Origin of the sequence: Cardiobacterium hominis (assembly GCF_900637305.1) — a bacterium.
In the GTDB taxonomy this organism is placed as follows: domain Bacteria; phylum Pseudomonadota; class Gammaproteobacteria; order Cardiobacteriales; family Cardiobacteriaceae; genus Cardiobacterium; species Cardiobacterium hominis.
The window spans coordinates 800,781-818,994 of sequence record NZ_LR134365.1; the positions used below are offsets into that span (position 1 = coordinate 800,781).

20 protein-coding genes, 4 tRNA genes and 1 pseudogene are annotated in these 18,214 nt (G+C 47.8%); 21 read left to right on the forward strand and 4 right to left on the reverse strand.

What is annotated here, in order from left to right:
- Positions 1–72: 72 nt before the first annotated feature.
- Genes EL199_RS03740 through EL199_RS03765 form a run of 6 tightly spaced genes read left to right on the forward strand, consistent with a single transcriptional unit; the run spans position 73 to position 7,040 of the window.
- Positions 73–3,459: a pilus assembly protein gene (locus EL199_RS03740; RefSeq protein ID WP_004138883.1), complete on the forward strand. Its 3,387-nt coding sequence runs from the start codon at positions 73–75 to the stop codon at positions 3,457–3,459.
- A 13-nt stretch (positions 3,460–3,472) separates the two neighbouring features.
- Positions 3,473–4,051, forward strand: a complete 579-nt coding sequence (locus tag EL199_RS03745) for a prepilin-type N-terminal cleavage/methylation domain-containing protein (RefSeq protein ID WP_081447780.1) — start codon at positions 3,473–3,475, stop codon at positions 4,049–4,051.
- 28 nt (positions 4,052–4,079) lie between these two features.
- On the forward strand, positions 4,080–5,237 hold the full coding sequence (locus EL199_RS03750; RefSeq protein ID WP_126315996.1) for a PilW family protein: 1,158 nt from the start codon (positions 4,080–4,082) through the stop codon (positions 5,235–5,237).
- A gap of 10 nt (positions 5,238–5,247) precedes the next feature.
- Positions 5,248–6,045 carry a pilus assembly PilX family protein gene (locus tag EL199_RS03755; protein WP_004138885.1) on the forward strand — a complete coding sequence of 266 codons (798 nt, stop codon included), beginning with the start codon at positions 5,248–5,250 and terminating at the stop codon, positions 6,043–6,045.
- A gap of 13 nt (positions 6,046–6,058) precedes the next feature.
- The gene (locus EL199_RS03760; protein ID WP_081447805.1) at positions 6,059–6,571 is read left to right on the forward strand and encodes a GspH/FimT family pseudopilin; all 513 of its coding nucleotides are present in this window, start codon (positions 6,059–6,061) and stop codon (positions 6,569–6,571) included.
- A complete protein-coding gene (locus EL199_RS03765; protein ID WP_004138888.1) occupies positions 6,558–7,040 on the forward strand; it encodes a type IV pilin protein in 483 nt (160 codons plus the stop codon). The genes EL199_RS03760 and EL199_RS03765 overlap by 14 nt, the downstream gene beginning before the upstream one ends.
- A 353-nt stretch (positions 7,041–7,393) precedes the next feature.
- Here the strand turns inward: EL199_RS03765 and EL199_RS13555 are convergent, their stop codons facing one another.
- Complete coding sequence (locus tag EL199_RS13555) at positions 7,394–7,834, reverse strand: hypothetical protein (protein WP_170166213.1); 441 nt, start codon at positions 7,832–7,834, stop codon at positions 7,394–7,396.
- On the opposite strand from EL199_RS13555, the pseudogene EL199_RS13740 reads away from it, so the two are divergent.
- The 3 genes and pseudogenes from EL199_RS13740 to EL199_RS03790 form a co-directional block, all read left to right on the forward strand.
- Positions 7,773–8,707: pseudogene (locus EL199_RS13740) on the forward strand (IS256 family transposase, variant Zn-binding type); the annotation flags it as partial. The gene EL199_RS13555 and the pseudogene EL199_RS13740 overlap by 62 nt on opposite strands.
- 24 nt (positions 8,708–8,731) lie before the next feature.
- On the forward strand, positions 8,732–9,250 hold the full coding sequence (locus tag EL199_RS03785) for a helix-turn-helix transcriptional regulator (RefSeq protein WP_081447806.1): 519 nt from the start codon (positions 8,732–8,734) through the stop codon (positions 9,248–9,250).
- A gap of 60 nt (positions 9,251–9,310) precedes the next feature.
- Positions 9,311–9,691, forward strand: coding sequence for a hypothetical protein (locus EL199_RS03790; RefSeq protein ID WP_126315999.1), 381 nt, complete (start codon positions 9,311–9,313; stop codon positions 9,689–9,691).
- Positions 9,692–10,044: 353 nt separating this feature from the next.
- Here the strand turns inward: EL199_RS03790 and EL199_RS03795 are convergent, their stop codons facing one another.
- The 3 genes from EL199_RS03795 to EL199_RS03805 all read right to left on the reverse strand — a co-directional run bounded on the left by EL199_RS03795 (position 10,045) and on the right by EL199_RS03805 (position 12,272).
- Positions 10,045–10,275, reverse strand: coding sequence for a hypothetical protein (locus tag EL199_RS03795; RefSeq protein ID WP_126316000.1), 231 nt, complete (start codon positions 10,273–10,275; stop codon positions 10,045–10,047).
- 208 nt (positions 10,276–10,483) lie between these two features.
- The gene (locus EL199_RS03800; RefSeq protein ID WP_004138897.1) at positions 10,484–10,930 is read right to left on the reverse strand and encodes a copper resistance protein NlpE; all 447 of its coding nucleotides are present in this window, start codon (positions 10,928–10,930) and stop codon (positions 10,484–10,486) included.
- Between the two features lie 94 nt (positions 10,931–11,024).
- The gene (locus tag EL199_RS03805) at positions 11,025–12,272 is read right to left on the reverse strand and encodes a 3-deoxy-D-manno-octulosonic acid transferase (protein ID WP_126316001.1); all 1,248 of its coding nucleotides are present in this window, start codon (positions 12,270–12,272) and stop codon (positions 11,025–11,027) included.
- A 43-nt stretch (positions 12,273–12,315) separates the two neighbouring features.
- On the opposite strand from EL199_RS03805, the gene EL199_RS03810 reads away from it, so the two are divergent.
- The 12 genes from EL199_RS03810 to rplL all read left to right on the forward strand — a co-directional run bounded on the left by EL199_RS03810 (position 12,316) and on the right by rplL (position 18,084).
- The gene (locus EL199_RS03810) at positions 12,316–13,110 is read left to right on the forward strand and encodes a symmetrical bis(5'-nucleosyl)-tetraphosphatase (protein WP_004138900.1); all 795 of its coding nucleotides are present in this window, start codon (positions 12,316–12,318) and stop codon (positions 13,108–13,110) included.
- Between the two features lie 99 nt (positions 13,111–13,209).
- A tRNA-Tyr gene (locus EL199_RS03815) sits at positions 13,210–13,294 on the forward strand.
- An 8-nt stretch (positions 13,295–13,302) separates the two neighbouring features.
- Positions 13,303–13,376: transfer RNA gene (locus tag EL199_RS03820), tRNA-Gly, on the forward strand.
- 11 nt (positions 13,377–13,387) lie between these two features.
- A tRNA-Thr gene (locus tag EL199_RS03825) sits at positions 13,388–13,463 on the forward strand.
- Between the two features lie 50 nt (positions 13,464–13,513).
- Positions 13,514–14,704 carry an elongation factor Tu gene (tuf, locus tag EL199_RS03830; RefSeq protein WP_079541704.1) on the forward strand — a complete coding sequence of 397 codons (1,191 nt, stop codon included), beginning with the start codon at positions 13,514–13,516 and terminating at the stop codon, positions 14,702–14,704.
- Between the two features lie 61 nt (positions 14,705–14,765).
- Positions 14,766–14,841, forward strand: a tRNA-Trp gene (locus tag EL199_RS03835).
- 17 nt (positions 14,842–14,858) lie between these two features.
- Positions 14,859–15,236, forward strand: coding sequence for a preprotein translocase subunit SecE (gene secE / locus EL199_RS03840; RefSeq protein ID WP_004138902.1), 378 nt, complete (start codon positions 14,859–14,861; stop codon positions 15,234–15,236).
- On the forward strand, positions 15,236–15,772 hold the full coding sequence (gene nusG / locus EL199_RS03845) for a transcription termination/antitermination protein NusG (protein WP_004138904.1): 537 nt from the start codon (positions 15,236–15,238) through the stop codon (positions 15,770–15,772). The genes secE and nusG overlap by 1 nt, the downstream gene beginning before the upstream one ends.
- A gap of 45 nt (positions 15,773–15,817) precedes the next feature.
- Complete coding sequence (gene rplK, locus EL199_RS03850) at positions 15,818–16,246, forward strand: 50S ribosomal protein L11 (RefSeq protein WP_004138906.1); 429 nt, start codon at positions 15,818–15,820, stop codon at positions 16,244–16,246.
- Between the two features lie 2 nt (positions 16,247–16,248).
- Entirely contained in the window at positions 16,249–16,944 is a 696-nt protein-coding gene (gene rplA / locus EL199_RS03855; protein ID WP_004138907.1) for a 50S ribosomal protein L1, read from the forward strand.
- 180 nt (positions 16,945–17,124) lie between these two features.
- Positions 17,125–17,658 carry a 50S ribosomal protein L10 gene (gene rplJ / locus EL199_RS03860; RefSeq protein ID WP_004138909.1) on the forward strand — a complete coding sequence of 178 codons (534 nt, stop codon included), beginning with the start codon at positions 17,125–17,127 and terminating at the stop codon, positions 17,656–17,658.
- A gap of 51 nt (positions 17,659–17,709) precedes the next feature.
- Positions 17,710–18,084 carry a 50S ribosomal protein L7/L12 gene (gene rplL, locus EL199_RS03865; protein ID WP_004138912.1) on the forward strand — a complete coding sequence of 125 codons (375 nt, stop codon included), beginning with the start codon at positions 17,710–17,712 and terminating at the stop codon, positions 18,082–18,084.
- Positions 18,085–18,214: the final 130 nt, after the last annotated feature.

Below are 18,214 nucleotides of genomic sequence, written 5' to 3' on the forward strand. Positions count from 1 at the left end.
TGCAAGATGACGCCTTGACTTCAAATATTTTAAGGATTTCGGTCAGCAACATACTGAAAACAGGAGAAAATTATGACTCATCACTCAGTAGTAAAATACCATTTTCGCCCGTTGATGATTGCTTCAGCGGTAGGATTTATATGCCAAAACACATTGGCACAATCAACTCCTTCTATTAACGATACCCCATTTGCCAATCGGCCTTTGCATCTGCAATCGGAATCTAAAACCACCTCAGCGGGAGGAGTGAAACCGAATGTAATGTTATTCTTGGATGATTCGGGAAGCATGCTTGAAAATGCTAATACAGGAAGCTATAGGATTCCGGATCTATGGAATACCTATTTGGGAAACTGTACTTATAATCAGAATAATTTGCTGATTAGCAGGAATCTATTGCCGGGCAATGGTCAGCAAACAAATCCTTCAATGGGTCGGTGTTTGTATTATTATAATGCTGACATAATATATTATCGAAACAAAGGGTTGCCACCAGGACCTAAAAGCTTTTTAAGACCGGCTGCTCAAGTTAGGATGGATGCTAACATTAATGCGATTAATGAAGTCTTAACTAAGACGGGTGATTCTGTAAATTGGCATTTGCTAACATTGTGGGGTTCTGAGTTTAGACACCTTAATGGTGGATTTTATAAATTTGACAATATTGGAACGGCCTCGGTTGGCTTAAGCGCTGAAAAAGCTCGTAAGTTAGTAAATAATATGTCTCCAATAGCTGGGACGCCCGCTACAGAAAGATATTTAAAAGCCGCTAATGTTCTAGACCATCAAATAAAATATCGCTGCCAGAAAAACTATATAGTTTTTATGTCAGATGGTGAGGCAAATGGGGGAGGATTCCCATGGCCAGGTGGGGTATATGGAACGCAGCCGCAGTGGTGGAGTCAGCATGATTCTAGCGGTCCCAATAGCGGAGACCCCGGGAAGGGAGTGTCAGTGTTTTCTAGCAAATTATATAACATGGATATGCGTGTTGGCGGAACGGATGTAGAAGGAGGGAGTTGGGACGATCCTAAATATCCTAAGCAAAATATTGAGACTATCACTATAGGATATGGCAATGGTCTAACTCCACAGGGACGAAACTATTTAAAAAATGCAGCGCAACCTTCAGAAGGCGCTTATTTTGCTAATAATGCGAGTGAGTTGGCAGATGCATTCCTTAAAGCGCTAGCTAAAGTTCAAACTCAAACACCAGCAGAAGCTAAAGAAACCAGTTCTATATCAACACCTTCAGTAACGGGGTCTAGTGTGGCCGATCTGGCGGCATTTTTGACTTTGGATACGGGAAAATGGAGTAGCGAGCTTAAATTTTATAAATTTTCGACCAGCGGGCCTACTGCTGGCGAATTATTGAGAGATGGGCAAAATAACTTAGCTCCCCCTGTTCCTGCTATTTATGCAGACAGACGAGTTTTGGTTAATAATGGAACGCAAAAATATTGGCTAAATGGGAGTGATGCAAAAAAAGAAGATTTTGCCATCTTGAGCGATAAAGAGTTTAAGGATGGGTTTGTTCCATGGTTAATGCGCTCTAATAAAACGGATGAGCAAATTGAATTGGATGTTGCAGGAGTAACGCCTCGTACAGTTAAGAAATATCGTAAGCGCAGCGCTCAGGCAGACGATCCGTCACGTCAAATGGGAGACGTTCTTGATGCGCCGACTATTGCATTAGGAAAAGACCAAGATAATCGGCAGGAATTCGTGATTACCGCTGCTAATGATGGAATGTTATACGTATTCCAATCCACTAGAGATCCTGCTAGACCGTATGGCTTGAAGCTTAATTATCTTCCGGCTGGAATGCAGCGGGAAAGTGCCGATGATTCGATTACGGTCGGCAAGGCAATCCATGCGATAGCAGAAGAAGGATATGGCAAGGATAATGTCAATTATCCACATTTGTATCTGCATAATGGAGGCCTTACTTGGGGATTAACAGCAAAAACAAATGGCTTAAACCAACAATATGTAGTTTTGGCTACTATGGGTCAAGGGGGACGAGGTGCGTATGGGTTAACGATAGGAGGAAAAAAGCGCTTAGATCGTAATGGAAATACGCCAGCGGGAATGAATGCGCCAGAGTCAGATTGGTTAGATGAAGTTCCATTGTGGGAAACAAAAAAGGGAGACAAAAACACTTTAGGTTATACCGTAAGTAAAGGGACGTTAGCTCAAGTTGCGACACGCTGGAATAACGGAGAGGCAGTAAGAAATGCTGGGGTTCATTATTACGCATTTGTAGCAAATGGCTATAAGGCAAAAAATGCAGCAGTATCTTATGAATCGCCGACACTATATATATATGACATGTTGGGTCAGGAATTTGGCACGGATACGACCAAAACTTCTGGAGATATTAGCAATGGCAACCAGCCAGGACAGTTTATTAAGAAGATTTCAGTAGGAGGAGCGGAGGGTGCATTATCCAGCCCCACAGTAGTAGATGTCGATTTCGATGGCGTTATAGATATTGCGTACGCCGGTGACCAATTTGGGAATTTATATCGCTTTGACTTCCGAAGTGCTCCTTCTGGTTGGAAAGTAAACAAAATGTATACGGGAATTCCTACGCAACCAATTACTTCAGCGCCAGCTGTATATAGAAAAGATGGCAACAAATATGTTGTTATTTTTGGAACGGGATCTGATATTTTTGAGGATGATCGAAAAGACATGAATCAGCAAATGATTATGGGGATTCATGATGATTTGACGCAGGATCCTGTTAATTTGCTGCCAAATGATAGCCGTATTGCCCAACAGGCTTTTACGAGTGATAATAAAATTCGCAAAATTGAAGTAAACAATTTTGATCCTAAAACACATTCGGCGTGGCGTATCAACTTAGAACCAGGAGCCATTTCGACTAGCGACGGAAGGACTGTTGCTTCAGAAAAAGTGGTATCTAAGCCACAAATGTTGTTAAGTACAGCATATATCACGAGTCGCATATATGAATACAAAGAAACCGCGACCGCTTTACCTTCAGGCGCTACTAAGGGTAACACTTGTTTTGAAGAAAATTCCAAAGTTGAAACAGGGGGAACTAGCTGGCTGATGTCAATTGATGTGAGAACAGGCACGGCACCTACATACAGTAGTGGGACAGTATTTAAAGGGGAAGCGGAGAATACGGCAGGAAAAAATTTAAATAGCATATCTTCTCAAGGTGCAATAATTGATGCTAATAAAGTAGCTCCCGATATTGAGGCACGCCTACCGAATGGTGATCATGAGGATGGAGTGGCTTCTCCTCTGACCCCTCCAGGAGAAAAAGGTACACCTCCACGAAATGACTGTTTGGCTAAGGATGCTAAACCTAATATTGTCGTTGCAAATGATAGTAAAACCGCACTGCAGGATAATCCGTTAGATGGAAAACGTTGTGGCGATCCTTCCCTTTTCCGTGCAAGTGAACGTGAAATACAACTGTAAATAAGGAGGATCTATGAAGTGGAGAAAAGGAGTATTGATGGGCGCAATGCGCGCCCATCAAAGAGGAATGACATTATTGGAAGTTGTCATTTCCATGTTGGTAGTTGCGTTGGGATTAGTGATGAGCATATCAATGATCCAAACTGCAAACCGTTTTGGTGATACAGCTGAATATACGGCTTTTGCATTACAAAAAAGCCAGTTGATTATTGATACGATGCGAGCGAATGTGGTTGCAAAAGATACCTACATCATTAGTGGAATAAATACCCCAAATTCGGGGGACATAGACTATAACGCATTATATAACGAGTTAGATCCTATATATAACGCGACAGATAAAGGCATAGTTTTATCAAGATTGATGGGTAAATTACAGTGTAAATCTGCATGCACGCCAGCAGAAGTCAATGCAAAAGAAGATGTTAATGCTTGGGTGGATGAGATAATAAATACATTGCCTGGAGGTAGGGCATTAATTGCAAAAGACAAGGAACACTATGAGGTGATTCTGATGTGGAGACACGTATCTGCTACAGGAAATACTAACGATGCTCCCGTACAAGGAACACGCGTCTGGTTTACATTGTGATTTTGTAATAAAAAAGAAGGCAGACAAAATGAATTATTTAAATAAACAAAGAGGGCTATCGTTAATAGAATTAATGATCGCTATGGGGTTGGGTGTACTCCTTTTATTAGGCTTGGTAACTGTTTTTATGACAGCTAATCAATCATCCAAACGACGATCTATATCAGAGAATCTAGATGAAACTGCACGGCAAGTGATAAGCCGCTTGGAGTATGATCTGCATAATGCCGGATATCTCGATCCTTTTTCTAGTGCAGCTGCAGCTAAGGCGGCCTTTGATACGGCGGATCCGCAAATTTTAGCTATTTATGCAAGACAAACAGCGAATTTAAATGCGAAATTAGAGGAGGCAACCCCGTTAGGTAAGTTTACTGAAGGAAAGATGGCTCCATTACTTGGATGCAATGGAAACTTCAATGATACCTTGCCTAGCGTAGGTAATTTGGCTAAATGCCAAAATAATGCCTTCAGTTTGCGCCAGGGAATTCAAATGGGATATCAATCTGTTGCCCCTGATAATATACAAGCTAAAGAGAATTCTGATCCCATAAAGGCGCCATCTCGCTCTTTGGCATTCAAAGTACAAGAGCAAGATCAGAGCTTTAGTGGTGCTGGAAGAGATTGTCTTGGTAGAAAGATTATTGATACGAATGGCTTGATAATTAATCGCTATGATGTACGTGACGGCAAGACTAAGATTGGAAACAATGTAGTAGGAAGTTTTGGTTGTAGCAGTAGCGTAGGTGAATGGCAGGGTATTGTGGAAGGAGTAGAAGAAATGGTGTTTCGCTATCTTGTGACCCCAGATAATAAAACTGCTGCTGGTGAAAAAATAGTATTTAAGGATGCCACGAGCGGCTTAGAAACTCTCAGTTATTTGCCTGCGAATAAGGTAGAGGATGTTAGTAATAGCTTAAAATGGGCTAGTGTCGTAGGCGTTGAAGTTTGCATAATTGTTGCTGTAGAACCTGTAGATGGAACTAGAGATGCTTCTTTCTCTGCTATTCAGACAAAAGTTCCTACCTGTGAGCGTCAGAATATAAATGCTACAGAACCTAAAGCGCCATTCAAGGCAGATATCGAGAGGAGAACAGGTGATTCTCGTTATTTTAAGCGATATGTGCAAATAATTACTATGCCTAATAGTTTATATGTGCCAGAATTGTTGAAAGATAATAAAATTTAGGAGAATAGTCATGAAAAAAATAGTCTTATGCAGAAAGCGAGAGCTGGGAGTCGTTTTGCTTAGTTGTCTTGTTTTTTTGCTGATTCTACTGGGTATAGTTCGTTTTGTAATGACGAGTGCTCGTTTAGAGGAGCGTAAAGCGGGTGTAGACTATGAAATGATGACGGCTCGTCATTCTGCGCAGATGGCTATTCGTCAAGCAGTGAAATATATTATGGATCAGGGGTTGCAGCTCTGCATTAAATCAAATAATACTTCGCCTAATGCGCCTACTTCCCCAGGTAACGGTGTAAACCAGAAATGCGAAGATAAGAATCAAGCAGAATTGGCAAATATATTATGGAAGAATTCGGATGGCGATCTAGGTACTGCGCTTGATAAGATTGGGCAAAAGCAGGTTCTAAATAAAGGTGTATATACATATGCTTTTATTGCAAATAACTATTCGAATTGTAGGCCATTCTGGACATGCATTGATTGGACTGTTAATGCAAAATCCGTTGCGGTTACGGGCAAGCAGCTTAATGATAAGGCAGGAGCTAGCTTGAATAAGCTGGAGTCTATTGAGTGTACTGAATGTGAAACTACGTCTGGGGTTAAGCCACGGTTTGTCATAGAAAGATTTCTGGCTAGTGATTTGAAAAACATGGATTTCCCAGATCAATCATTAACGCTGAAGAGTAGTGATGTTGTAGTGTTTCGAATTACTGCGGTCGGATTTGGGAATGGTCAGGGGAATGGTCAGGGAGGTAGTAACGTCAATACGACTAATGCAGTAATGCAAGCAATCTATGTTCTTAATGGATAAGGGGTGATATTACATGTTAAAGGATAATAGATATCGCCAAGGTTTCACTTTGCTGGAGCTTATGGTTACTATAGCGGTTTTAGGTGTCTTAATAGGGTTGGCTGCGCCTAGCTATTATAGATTTTTGGAACGCCAGAAGGTTCGCTCAGCACTTAATGAGTGGAAAAGTTCGTTTTATTATGCTCAGAGCGAGGCTTTACGACTTAAAGATAATGTGATTTTCTGTTCTGCTGATGCTGGAGGGAAAAAGTGTAGTGAAAGTAATGATTTTGCTAACGGATGGCTTGTGCTTCATGAAAATGGTAATGGTATAGATGTTCTTCAAGATGTAGTTATTAGTGATAAAAACCTTAGTATAGACTTGAATCTTACTGGAGCCCAAGGTAAACTGATGTTTTTGGGAAATGGTCGTCTGAGGAATACAAATGCTGGTGCTTCTTTAGTCATAAAGAATAAAGTGCATACTTCAATATTAAGTATTTCGTCGGGTGGGCGCTTAAGGGAGAGTAGTAATGAAAAAATATAACGGTTTTACTTTGTTGGAATTGTTGATTGTCATTGCGGTAATAGGAATTATCGTTGCTATTGCCATACCAAGTTATACGCGATATGTCGTTCGAGCCCAACGCGTGGAAGCTCGCGACACACTACAGGCAGTAGCAAATCTGATTGAACAAAATTATCGAGTCACCCGTAACTATAAATTAATGGCGGATAATAAAACTAAGTTGTCTGATGATATTATCAAGAACTGGCATATGGATAAGATCCCAGCAAACGGAGATGCTCGATATGAAATAAGTTTTGTAAATGGCTCTATTACTGAAAATGGTTACATTCTTCAGGCGGCTGCAGTTGGCTTTCAAGCTAAAAGAGATACTGATTGTCCATATTTTTTCTATGATCAGAGTGGTGTCAAAATGGCGTCAAAAGATAATAAACTACCAGAAAAAGGTAGTCGTGATCCCGTTTCAATAGCATGTTGGTCTAAATAATTCCATTGTGAATTGATGTTAAGCGGCGTTTACGCGCCGCTTTTCTTATGGAAGCTAGGGTAGTAGACAATGCACTCCAAACGCAACCCGACCGCGACGCACTCCTAGAGAACCGTACTGAGAAAGTTACGTTTGAGTTTGTTGTAGCATACGCTTCAATCGGGAAAATGTATTCTCAACCAAAAGTCTGATTTTATAAAGATACTAGTCCATATTTTTGTTTTTTCCTCCCGATCCCGTTTGTAGGGATGTTAGCCTTGCTGTTGCTTTCGGCAATCTGCGCGCGCAGTTTGTCTGAATGGTGCCCTTGTCTGCATTCACAGCCCCGATTTCCCCTGAATCTACCGCTGCTATCAACTCGGGGCGGCACAGACGTTATTCATATTGCCCGCTGTAATAATAATTTCCAGTGTTTTGCCGCAAGAATCAACCATCTGGTGAATCTTGCTAGCCGCTCCTTCCCGACTGACGTCAATGGCATGGCCATCTTCGCCGCTACATGCTGCAGCACCTGCTGCATGCTGATGTGTCTGTATGTGTGCGCCTGGATGCAGCTGCCGTCCCATTACCGATTCCTTGTTTGGCATCAGCGGATAATCTTCTGAGGCGTATAGGACAAAAAAGAGCCAAGAATCGCTGTAATCCTTATGCTGCGAGGCTTTAAGTGGGGTTAAAGGCTTTGAACACAAAAAATGCTTTTTCTGCGGCTCAAAGCAAGTCAAAAAAGATGGCAGGCGAAATGGCAAGCAACGATATAAATGCAAGGCTTGCGGCAAACGTTTTGACGGCGGCAAGCGCCTTCAAAACGACGAGCTTTGGACAGCTTATAGCGCAGGCAAACAAACGGCCGCGCAGCTTGCCAAGCAGTATGGATGCAGCAGCAAAACCATCTATCGCCGCCTTCGCAGGGTGCAAATCAGGGAGCGCTACCCGCTGCCCGAAAAAGCCAACATCATCATGGATACCACCTATTTTGGCCGCGATTTTGGCGTGCTGGTGCTGATGGACAGCATCAGCCAGCAGGCTCTGTCCGTCAATGAAGTCAAATACGAAACCAACGCACTCTATGCCGCGGCGCTGAACGAGCTTCGGGAAAAAAGCGTTGTAATACAGAACATTGTTTGCGACGGGCGAAAGGGATTACTACAGATGTTTTCCGGGATTCCCGCGCAACTGTGCCAGTTTCATCAGGCAAAACTGTCAGCCGTTACCTGACGCACAACCCGAAAACGGCAGCAGGCAAGGCGCTGTGGCAACTGACGCTCACCCTGAAAGACAGCGGCAAGACAGCGTTTCAAGGCGCGCTGCAGGCGTGGTTTAGGCAGCATGAAGAGTTCCTTAACGAACGAACAATCAACGAGGAAACCGGCAGCAGTTCGCACTACACGCACAAGACGCTGAGAAGCGCGTATTTGAGCCTGAAACGGAACCTGGACTACCTGTTTACCTTCGAGGAGCACCTTGAGTTGGGCATGTGCAACACCACCAATTTGCTGGATGGGCGCTTTGCCGACTTAAAGCGCAAATTGGGGTGTCATCACGGGATGAAAAGAGAGAATAAAGTCAAGTTTATAAAGGGTTATTTCGCCATTTCTGACGATGATGGCTCCTTTTTTGTCCTATACGCCGCTGGTGGAGTACTGTACATGATGAATATTATTTATTAAATAATGCTTGAGGTGCGTATTGTTATGAAATCAAAGCTTAAAAAATACAGACTCCTTGCTAGGCTGACGCAAACTGAAGTTGCTGAAGCGGTCGGTGTTAGCCAGCCAACCTATCAACGCTGGGAAAGCGGGACAAACAGCGTTCCCAAAACCAAAGCGGCCAAACTAGCCAAAATATTGGGTATCACTCAGCGACAAGTAGAGGGGCAGCCGGAGCCGTTTGACTTGCTCAATGTTGATGCCAGCGTTTCCGATGAACGCAAATATTTTGGTGAAGTTTCCATCCATTTTGCCAGCGGCTCCCCTCCGCTGCTATTAACGATAACGCAAGCTGAGCGCTTAAATCTTTATGCCGCGCTACAAGGAGAAGCATCGTTTATTCGGATTGAATCACTGGATAACCGTATTGTCTCTGTACGCCGTAAAGCCATTGCAGATGTATTTTTTTCTGAGGAAGCCTATGATGATTATGGCCCCGAAGAAGATTATGGCTCACAACATCTCGGCATTTTTCCTGATGAAAAATTCTGGCAAATCATCTAGCAGTTGGAGGAACCGGAATTCCTCGATGGTGAGTTTGATAAAAACGAAATCAATGAAGCTATGAAAAAACTGTTATTTGACGACAGCGAACTTGATGAACTAATTGCAAACGGTAGTATCAAACCGGAAGAACGTAGTGCGGTGAAAAAAGCAGCGGAAGAAACCGCAGAATTGTATCTCGCAAGGGCACGAGATATTACGTGGCAAATTCCCGGCTTGCGTAGTCGTTGTATTTCGGTTTATGAAAGCAGAGATTTATATGAAGCCTTTTATGATTTGCAATGGAGTGGCGAACAAGAGATGGTGCGCTTGGCGTCTGAAGAATATTATTATGAAATTTTTTTGAATACATCGGCGATAGATTATATTGCCGCTCCGGCACACAAATTCCACGAAGGAGAATTGCAAAGTGCCGCCGAAGAAATGGGTGAAGAAGAATAACGAGCTGCAAAACCAAAAAATATGCGGTGAATTGTTAAATTAAGTGTAAGGCTTCTTCAAAATGCACCTCATAAAGCGTTTTTCACTGTAAGCACTAAAGCGGACGGTTGTTCAATGTCTACACAGCTTTCTCGATGTATTCATCATTCGGGCAATATTTCCGCAGCAGGCCGTCGGTGTTTTCGTTCGCTCCGCGCGCCACGGTTGGTGCGGTGGCGGAAAGTAAATTTTTACTACCCAAGACTTCTGCCACCACCGCGTGCTGCGCGAGCTTTTTGTCCGGTCCGGCGTAATGGCGTGCCGCACCTGATTTTCCAGCAGTTTACCCATCGCCGTATTCATTCCGTCCGCCGTCATTCCACCCACTCGCGGGCAAAGGCAGGTAACAGTTTTTCCCGCTCGGTCAGCGTCATCACTACCGCTCCGCCGGTAGTCTCGACGACGTTGTCAGCCTCCCAGTCGCTCAGCAGTTCCCTCGCTTCTGCGACTGCCGGGCGCTCTGATCGTGTTCTCTCGCAAAGTCGCCGCGTGCAGGAGCGCCCTTGTACAGGCACTTTTTGCCGGGGTGGCGTAGTTGATGGCATACGGACTACCTTTGTGGCGAAGGCGGTATTGAAGCCTGCTCCGGCGCCAATGTCGCGGTAAAAAGGCGTATGGGACAAAAAAGAGCTAAGAATCGCTGTAAGCCTTGCAGCACAAGGCTTACAGCGTTTTTATGCCTTCATTTTGTCCTATGCGCCGGTATTGCAACAAAAAAGCCGGATTTGCATCCGGCTTTTTGTTGTCTGTCGTTTATTGGCGCTTGAGGCGGTAGTTGTCGTCTGGCAGTTTGCGCTCACCTTTGCTGCCATCCGGCAGGCGGACTTCCAGGAAACTGTCGCCAACCATGAAAGTGAGGTTGCTGGCGTTGTTGTCCAGTTGCAGGTGTTTCTTGTCGGTAGTGTAGCGGTAGAGGCCGCTGGCGGTGTGGTCTTCCGGTTTTTTGCCGAGTTTGGTGGACTGGATGGTGTAGTTGCCGGCGCCGTCCAGGGTCAGGCTGGTTTGCAGGCCATCGCAGTCGGCGCAGGGCAGTACGCCGTTGTAGGTGCCTTTGAACGGGTCAGTTGCGGCAGCGGCAGGCGGCGGGCTGGTTTGGCTGTTGGCAGGTGCGGTGGTTGCCGTGGGGGTACTGCCGCCACCCAAGCAGCCTGTGAGCAGGAAGGCAACGAGCAGTCCGGCGGGTTTGAGGGTTTTCGTCATTGAAAGGGCTCCTTTTGTATGGATAGGGGTTTGCCGGCGCGTAATGTACCCCGCTGGTCTGCTTTGGGCAATGTTTGCCGTTGTTGCGTTTCGTTCATTTTATATGGTCTTCGAGATGGCGCAGGTGGGCGGCAACAATGTTTTCGTAGCCGCTCATGCAGGCGCGGATGGCAGCGCTGTGCGGGGCGGCATGCAGGGCGAGCAGGGCGGCGGCAAGGGTTTCGGGGCGGTTGTCGGCGAGTTCGCGCGCGAAGGGTTCGCGCACGAGGCGGTCGCGGATGTGCTGGAAGTTGTACATGCTGGCACCAAAGGTGACAGGAATGCCCGCGTGCAGCGCTTCGAGCGGGTTGTGGCCGCCGCGCGCGATGAGGCTGCCGCCGATGAAGGCAAGGTCGCTGATGCGGTAGTAGTGGGCGAGTTCGCCGAGGGTGTCGAGGATGAGGATGTCGCGGTCGCCGCTGGCGGTTTCGCCCCGACTGCGCAGACGCGGGGTGTAACCGGCGTCGCGCACCAGCTTGGCAACGCTGTCGCGGCGTTCGGGGTGGCGTGGCGCGAGGATGAGGCGTGCGTGCGGCAGGGTTTGTTGGAGAATGCGGTGTGCGGCGATGGCGCTTTCGTCTTCGCCGGGGTGGGTGCTGGCGGCAATCCAGGTGTCAGGTTGGCGTGCGGCAGCAATGTCTGGCGGCAGCGGGGTTTCCGGCGGGGTTTGGTATTTGAGGTTGGGGGTGATGCTGATGTTTGCGGCGGGTACGCCCAGTTTGCGGAAACGGCGGGCGTCGTTACGGGTTTGCGCGTTTATTTGTAGATGGGCGAGCGGTTCGCGCAGCAGGTGGCGGGCGTAGCGATGGTAGCCGCGCAGGGATTTGGCCGAGAGGCGGGCGTTGGTGAGGATGACCGGCACGCCAGCGCGGGCAGCAAGGCGGATGAGGTTCGGCCAGATTTCGGTTTCCATGAGGATGAGTGCGCGCGGCCGGATGTGTGCGAGGATGCGGCGGCAATTGGCAATGGTGTCGTAGGGCAGGTAGCTGTAGGTGATGCGCTGCGGGTGGCGCGCCTGGTATTGGGCAATTTGTGCGCGACCGGTCGGGGTGGTACAGGTGAGCCAGAGGTTAAGGTCGGGGTGTTGGGCGAGGAGGCTGTCAAGCAGCGGGCGGATGGCGAGAAATTCGCCGACGCTGACGGCGTGTACCCAGAGGCCGTTTGGCAGGGCAGGGGGGAGGCAACGGGCAAAACGTTCACTGATATGGCGGCAGTAATCACGATTTTTGCGTGATTTGCAGAGGAGGCGGAGCAGGGCGAAGGGAGCGAGGAGGTGCAGCAGCAGGTTGTAGAGGATGTTCATGTAAAATACCGGTTTTTACGCGGCATTATAGCGAAGGACGGTTATGGCGATTCTGGCGATTGGTGATGTGCACGGGCACTACGAGGCGCTGTTGCGCTTGTTAGACAAGGCGGGTTATGGCGATGGCGATGAGCTGTGGTTTGTCGGCGATTTGGTCAATCGCGGCCCGGATTCGGCGGGAGTACTGCGCTTTGTGCATGGCCTCGCGCGCAAGCGGGTGGTACTCGGTAATCATGATTTTTCGATTCTGGTGCAGGCGCAGCGCTTTCCGGGGAACAAGTTGCAAGCGTCCACGCTGGAAGTGTTGCAAGCGGATGACGGCGAGGAATTGATTGACGGACTGCGAAAATTTCCGCTGCTATATGCCGATACACGCTTGCAGACGGTGATGTCGCATGCAGGGCTGTTCCCGCAGTGGTCGCTGGAACAAGGGCAGGCAGCAAGCGCTGCGGTATCGGCGCAGTTGCGCGGCAGCGGCTACCGCGATTTCCTGCGCGAGATTTTTGGCAATCTGCCAAACCAGTGGTCGTCAGAGTTGCGCGGCATGGATTATTGGCGCTTCGCCGTCAATGCGTTTTGCCGGATGCGCTACCTTAATGAAGACGGCAGCCTGAATCTGGAGGCGAAGGACAAACCAAAGAAAACAAAAGGATTGCAGCCGTGGTTCAGTGTTGCACAAACCTGCGGTTGGCGGCAACTGTTCGGACATTGGGCGAGCTTGGGGCTGCGTACGGAAGGGAATATCGTCTGCCTGGATGGCGGTTATGCCTGGGGCGGACAGCTGGCTGCGTATGATGTGGAAAATCGCCGTCTTGCTGCGACGCTTTCTGCGAAATAAACCGTTTGCAATCTAAAGAGTTAAAAAACTTCAGGGCGGAAAAATCAAGTAGCGCTTGACGTCGCAAGCGCGCTGTATATAATGCGCGCCTACTTTCCCGGAGGGGTTCCCGAGCGGTCAAAGGGAGCAGACTGTAAATCTGCCGGCTCAGCCTTCGTAGGTTCGAATCCTACCCCCTCCACCATTCAACTTGCGGGTGTAGTTCAATGGTAGAACCTCAGCCTTCCAAGCTGATGGTGTGGGTTCGATTCCCATCACCCGCTCCAGCACCTAAAAAGTCCATATAGCTCAGCAGGTAGAGCACTTCCTTGGTAAGGAAGAGGTCACCGGTTCAAATCCGGTTATGGGCTCCATCTTTTTTGTTTCCTATTCTTCTTCATAATTTTATTTTGGGCGGATTGAGATGTCTAAAGAGAAATTTTCCCGAACCAAACCGCACGTAAACGTTGGTACTATCGGCCACGTTGACCACGGTAAGACTACCCTGACAGCTGCGCTGACCAAAGTAGGTGCAGAACGTTTTGGCGGAACCTTCAAGGCTTACGACCAAATTGACGGTGCGCCGGAAGAGCGTGCGCGTGGTATCACCATCTCAACCGCACACGTTGAATACGAATCCCCGAACCGTCACTACGCACACGTAGACTGCCCGGGACACGCCGATTACGTCAAGAACATGATCACCGGTGCGGCACAAATGGATGGCGCAATCCTTGTTTGCTCTGCAGCGGATGGTCCGATGCCGCAAACCCGTGAACACATCCTGCTCTCCCGTCAAGTAGGCGTGCCGTATATCGTTGTTTACCTGAACAAGGCAGACATGGTTGACGACGCCGAACTGCTTGAGCTGGTTGAAATGGAAGTTCGTGATCTGCTGAGCGAATATGACTTCCCGGGTGACGATACCCCGATCATTATCGGTTCTGCCCTGAAGGCACTTGAAGGCGACCAGTCAGACATCGGTGTGCCGTCTATTGTCAAACTCGTTGATGCGTTGGACAGCTACATTCCGGAGCCGCAACGTGATATTGACAAACCGTTCCTGATGCCGATTGAAGACGTCTTCTCTATCTCTGGTCGTGGTACCGTAGTAACCGGTCGTATCGAGCGCGGTGTTATCAAAGTCGGCGAAGAAATCGAAATCGTCGGAATCCGTCCGACGGCGAAAACCACCTGTACCGGTGTAGAAATGTTCCGCAAACTGCTGGACCAAGGTGAGGCAGGTGATAACGTTGGCGTACTGTTGCGCGGTACCAAGCGTGAAGAAGTTGAGCGTGGCCAAGTATTGGCCAAGCCGGGTACTATCACGCCGCACACCAAATTTGAAGCGGAAGTGTACATTCTGTCCAAAGACGAAGGTGGACGACACACCCCGTTTTTCAAAGGCTATCGTCCGCAATTCTACTTCCGTACCACCGACGTAACCGGCGAATGCATTCTGCCGGAAGGCGTAGAAATGGTCATGCCGGGTGACAACGTGAAGATGAACGTTCACCTGATTTCGCCGATTGCTATGGACGAAGGGCTGCGCTTTGCGATTCGCGAAGGTGGTCGTACAGTAGGTGCTGGCGTCGTCGCTAAAATTATCGAGTAATAAAACTTGAAAATGCAGAGGGCGGTGATATAATCCCCGCCCTCTTTTCAACAGAAAGTACAGGCGAGTAGCTCAATTGGCAGAGTTGCGGTTTCCAAAACCGTCGGTTGGGGGTTCGAGTCCCTCCTCGCCTGCCAGATTCCAGAGGGACGTGATGCAACAAAGCACGGCAGAACAGCAGAAGAAATCGACAGATCCCTTGTTTACGGCGTTGGCCGTAATTTTGTTTTTGGGCGGTTTTTATCTGGCAGGTTCAACAACATTTTTAACCGGGGCTTCCGGTTTTGTCCGCTTTGGCGTTGTTGTGGCTTCTCTAGTTGCGTCTACAGCCGCGCTATGGCCGACCAGCCATCGCACATATATCCTTTCTTTGATGCGTGGCGCAAGAATTGAAATGCGCAAAATGCGCTGGCCGACCAAAGATGATGCAGTCAAGACGACAATGGTGGTTTTGCTTTTGGTGGCGATCTTTTCTATTGTGCTAAGTATTTTTGACTGGATACTCACAAGTATTGTCAAGGCGCTACTCTGATGTCAAAGCAATGGTATGTATTGCAGACCTATTCCCAATTTGAGGGGCAGGTTAAGCGTGCTTTGATGGAACGCATTGAGCGCGAAGGATTGCAGGATAGTTTTGGGCAAATTTTGATTCCTTCGGAAGAAGTTGTCGAAATCAAGGATGGCAAGAAGCGCAATTCGCAGCGCAAATTCTTTCCCAATTATGTGTTGGTTGAAATGGAAATGAATGACACGACCTGGCATGTCGTGCGTAGCATTCCGCGTGTTTCGGGTTTTGTCGGTGGTACTGCTGAGAGTCCTGCGCCCATTCCTGCACATGAAGTGGAAGCGATTTTGCGTCGCATCGAAGAGGGGATTGAAAAACCACGTCCGAAAACCTTGTTTGAAGTAGGTGAGGAAGTGCGGATTATTGATGGTCCGTTCGCTGAATTTATGGGTACGGTAGAAGAAGTTATGTATGAAAAAAGCAGGCTGAAAGTTTCCGTACTCATCTTTGGTCGACCAACCCCGGTGGAGCTTGAGTTCCACCAGGTTGAGAAAGATCTGTAAAAACAGGGGAGCCGCAAGGCGTTATTACCCATCAGGAGTAAAATCATGGCTAAGAAAATTACTGGCTACATCAAGCTGCAAATTGCGGCAGGCAAAGCGAATCCGAGTCCTCCGGTTGGTCCGGCCCTTGGTCAGCATGGCGTAAATATTATGGAATTCTGTAAGGCATTCAATGCTGAGACGCAAAGTCTGGAAGCAGGTATGCCCATTCCAGTCGTGATCACAGTTTATAGTGATCGCAGTTTCACTTTCGTTACCAAGACGCCGCCTGCATCTTATCTGCTGAAAAAAGCAGCGGGAGTTAAATCTGGAAGTAGTCGACCCAATACGGAGAAAGTAGGAAAAGTTACCCGCGCCCAGTTGGAGGAAATCGTTAAGGTCAAGCAGCCCGATTTAACTGCGGCAGATTTGCAGGCAGGTATTAATACCATCGCAGGTAGTGCGCGTTCCATGGGCTTGAAGGTTGAGGATTGATTATGGCCAAATTGTCTAAACGCGCTAAAGCTTATCGCGCACAAGTAGAAGCTGGCAAAGTGTACTCGTTAATGGATGCACTGACACTTCTGAAATCTATCCCTGCGGCGAAATTCGTTGAATCTGTTGATGTGGCTATCAACTTAGGTATTGATCCACGCAAGTCCGATCAAGTCGTGCGTGGTGCTGCAGTGCTGCCGAATGGTACAGGTAAATCTGTTCGTGTCGCCGTCTTTGCACAAGGTGCGGCTGCCGACGCAGCAAAAGCGGCTGGTGCTGATCTGGTTGGTATGGATGAGCTTGCCGATGAAATCAAGGGTGGGCGTAGTGATTTTGACGTGGTTATCGCAGAACCTGCGGCCATGCGAGTTGTCGGGCAGTTAGGGCAAGTGTTGGGGCCGCGCGGCTTAATGCCGAACCCGAAAGTGGGTACGGTTACACCGGATGTTAAAACTGCTGTAGAAAATGCCAAGGCTGGTCAAGTACGTTTCCGTGCTGACAAAGGTGGCGTAGTTCATGCGATGATCGGTAAAGTCAGTTTCACCGAGCAACAGCTGGCAGAAAACTTGGGTGCTTTGGTTGCTGAGGTTAACAAATTACGTCCGGCTGCAGCTAAAGGCATTTATCTGAAAAAAGCATTTTTGTCTACCACCATGGGGCCGGGTATCGCGGTGGATGTCGCTTCATTGGGCGTGTAAGAGAACTTGGAATTTGGGATAGCTGCATGGCAGCTATCGTCAAAGACTGCAGGTGTTCGCCAGAACTTAATTTCCTGCATAGATGGTAGGTCAACTTCAGCTATCTGAAAAAGGCTATACCAAGGTCCACTAGGTAACTGGTGGTGTTAGGGTAACCCGATCCGACTTAAGGAGTATGGAATGGGCTTAAATTTAACCAGCAAAAAAGCGGTTGTTGCGGAAATCAGCGAAGTCGCTGGTAAGGCATACGCGTTGGTTGCGACGGAATACCACGGTCTGACTGTGGCGCATATGACGCAACTGCATGCACGTGCCCGCGAAACCGGGGTTTATCTGCGGGTGGTTAAAAATACCCTGGCCAGAAGGGCGTTTGACGGGACGGAATTTGCGTGTACGCAAGATCGTCTGGTTGGTCCGCTGGTTTTGGCTTTCTCAATGGAAGACCCGGGCGCAGCTGCACGTTTGTGGCGCGACTTCTTCAAGGAAAACGACAAGCTTGACAAAAAAATGGTCAAGTTTCTGAGTGTTTCCGGTGAAGTATTGCCGGGCAGTGAACTGGAACGGTTGGCCAAGCTGCCGACTAAAGAAGAGGCATTGGCATTGCTTATGGCTTGTATGCGTGCGCCGCTTGACAAATTTGCGCGCACCCTCAACGAAATTCCGGGCAAACTGGTTCGTACTATTGATGCTATTCGCCAAAGCAAGGCTGCGTAATTGCGCCTTGGGTATTGTTTAACATTTTTGATTTAATTTTTGGAGTATAAAATGGCTATCGCTAAAGAAGATATCCTCAATGCCATTGCTGAAATGACAGTTATGGACATCGTTGATCTGATTTCTGCAATGGAAGAAAAATTCGGCGTTACTGCGGCTGCTGCAGTTGCTGCTGCGCCGGCTGCTGCTGGCCCGGTTGCTGCTGCTGAAGAACAGACTGAATTTGACGTCGTTCTGACTGATGCTGGCGCCAACAAGGTTGCTGTCATCAAGGTCGTGCGCGCTGTGACCGGTCTGGGTCTGAAAGAAGCCAAAGAAGCAGTTGACGGTGCTCCGTCTACCCTGAAAGAAGGCGTTGCTAAAGAAGAAGCTGAAAAAATCAAGGCTGAACTCGAAGGCGCCGGTGCCAAAGCGGAACTCAAGTAAGTTCCTTTGGTTCTTTTCTGAAAGTACTGGCGCTTGCGCGCCGGTACTTTTTGTCGTCTGTGAAAGATGATGCGACTGGAAATGGCAGCTTGATGCAGCCGTTTGTTATCGCATGATCTTTTATGAATCC

Bases quoted from the DNA above. Each gene is read 5' to 3' on its own strand.
- EL199_RS03740 (WP_004138883.1), top strand. From the start codon at position 73: ATGACTCATCACTCAGTAGTAAAATACCATTTTCGCCCGTTGATGATT.
- EL199_RS03745 (WP_081447780.1), top strand. From the start codon at position 3,473: ATGAAGTGGAGAAAAGGAGTATTGATGGGCGCAATGCGCGCCCATCAA.
- EL199_RS03750 (WP_126315996.1), top strand. From the start codon at position 4,080: ATGAATTATTTAAATAAACAAAGAGGGCTATCGTTAATAGAATTAATG.
- EL199_RS03755 (WP_004138885.1), top strand. From the start codon at position 5,248: ATGAAAAAAATAGTCTTATGCAGAAAGCGAGAGCTGGGAGTCGTTTTG.
- EL199_RS03760 (WP_081447805.1), top strand. From the start codon at position 6,059: ATGTTAAAGGATAATAGATATCGCCAAGGTTTCACTTTGCTGGAGCTT.
- EL199_RS03765 (WP_004138888.1), top strand. From the start codon at position 6,558: ATGAAAAAATATAACGGTTTTACTTTGTTGGAATTGTTGATTGTCATT.
- EL199_RS03785 (WP_081447806.1), top strand. From the start codon at position 8,732: ATGAAATCAAAGCTTAAAAAATACAGACTCCTTGCTAGGCTGACGCAA.
- EL199_RS03790 (WP_126315999.1), top strand. From the start codon at position 9,311: ATGAAAAAACTGTTATTTGACGACAGCGAACTTGATGAACTAATTGCA.
- EL199_RS03795 (WP_126316000.1), bottom strand. From the start codon at position 10,275: ATGCCATCAACTACGCCACCCCGGCAAAAAGTGCCTGTACAAGGGCGC.
- EL199_RS03800 (WP_004138897.1), bottom strand. From the start codon at position 10,930: ATGACGAAAACCCTCAAACCCGCCGGACTGCTCGTTGCCTTCCTGCTC.
- EL199_RS03805 (WP_126316001.1), bottom strand. From the start codon at position 12,272: ATGAACATCCTCTACAACCTGCTGCTGCACCTCCTCGCTCCCTTCGCC.
- EL199_RS03810 (WP_004138900.1), top strand. From the start codon at position 12,316: ATGGCGATTCTGGCGATTGGTGATGTGCACGGGCACTACGAGGCGCTG.
- tuf (WP_079541704.1), top strand. From the start codon at position 13,514: ATGTCTAAAGAGAAATTTTCCCGAACCAAACCGCACGTAAACGTTGGT.
- secE (WP_004138902.1), top strand. From the start codon at position 14,859: ATGCAACAAAGCACGGCAGAACAGCAGAAGAAATCGACAGATCCCTTG.
- nusG (WP_004138904.1), top strand. From the start codon at position 15,236: ATGTCAAAGCAATGGTATGTATTGCAGACCTATTCCCAATTTGAGGGG.
- rplK (WP_004138906.1), top strand. From the start codon at position 15,818: ATGGCTAAGAAAATTACTGGCTACATCAAGCTGCAAATTGCGGCAGGC.
- rplA (WP_004138907.1), top strand. From the start codon at position 16,249: ATGGCCAAATTGTCTAAACGCGCTAAAGCTTATCGCGCACAAGTAGAA.
- rplJ (WP_004138909.1), top strand. From the start codon at position 17,125: ATGGGCTTAAATTTAACCAGCAAAAAAGCGGTTGTTGCGGAAATCAGC.
- rplL (WP_004138912.1), top strand. From the start codon at position 17,710: ATGGCTATCGCTAAAGAAGATATCCTCAATGCCATTGCTGAAATGACA.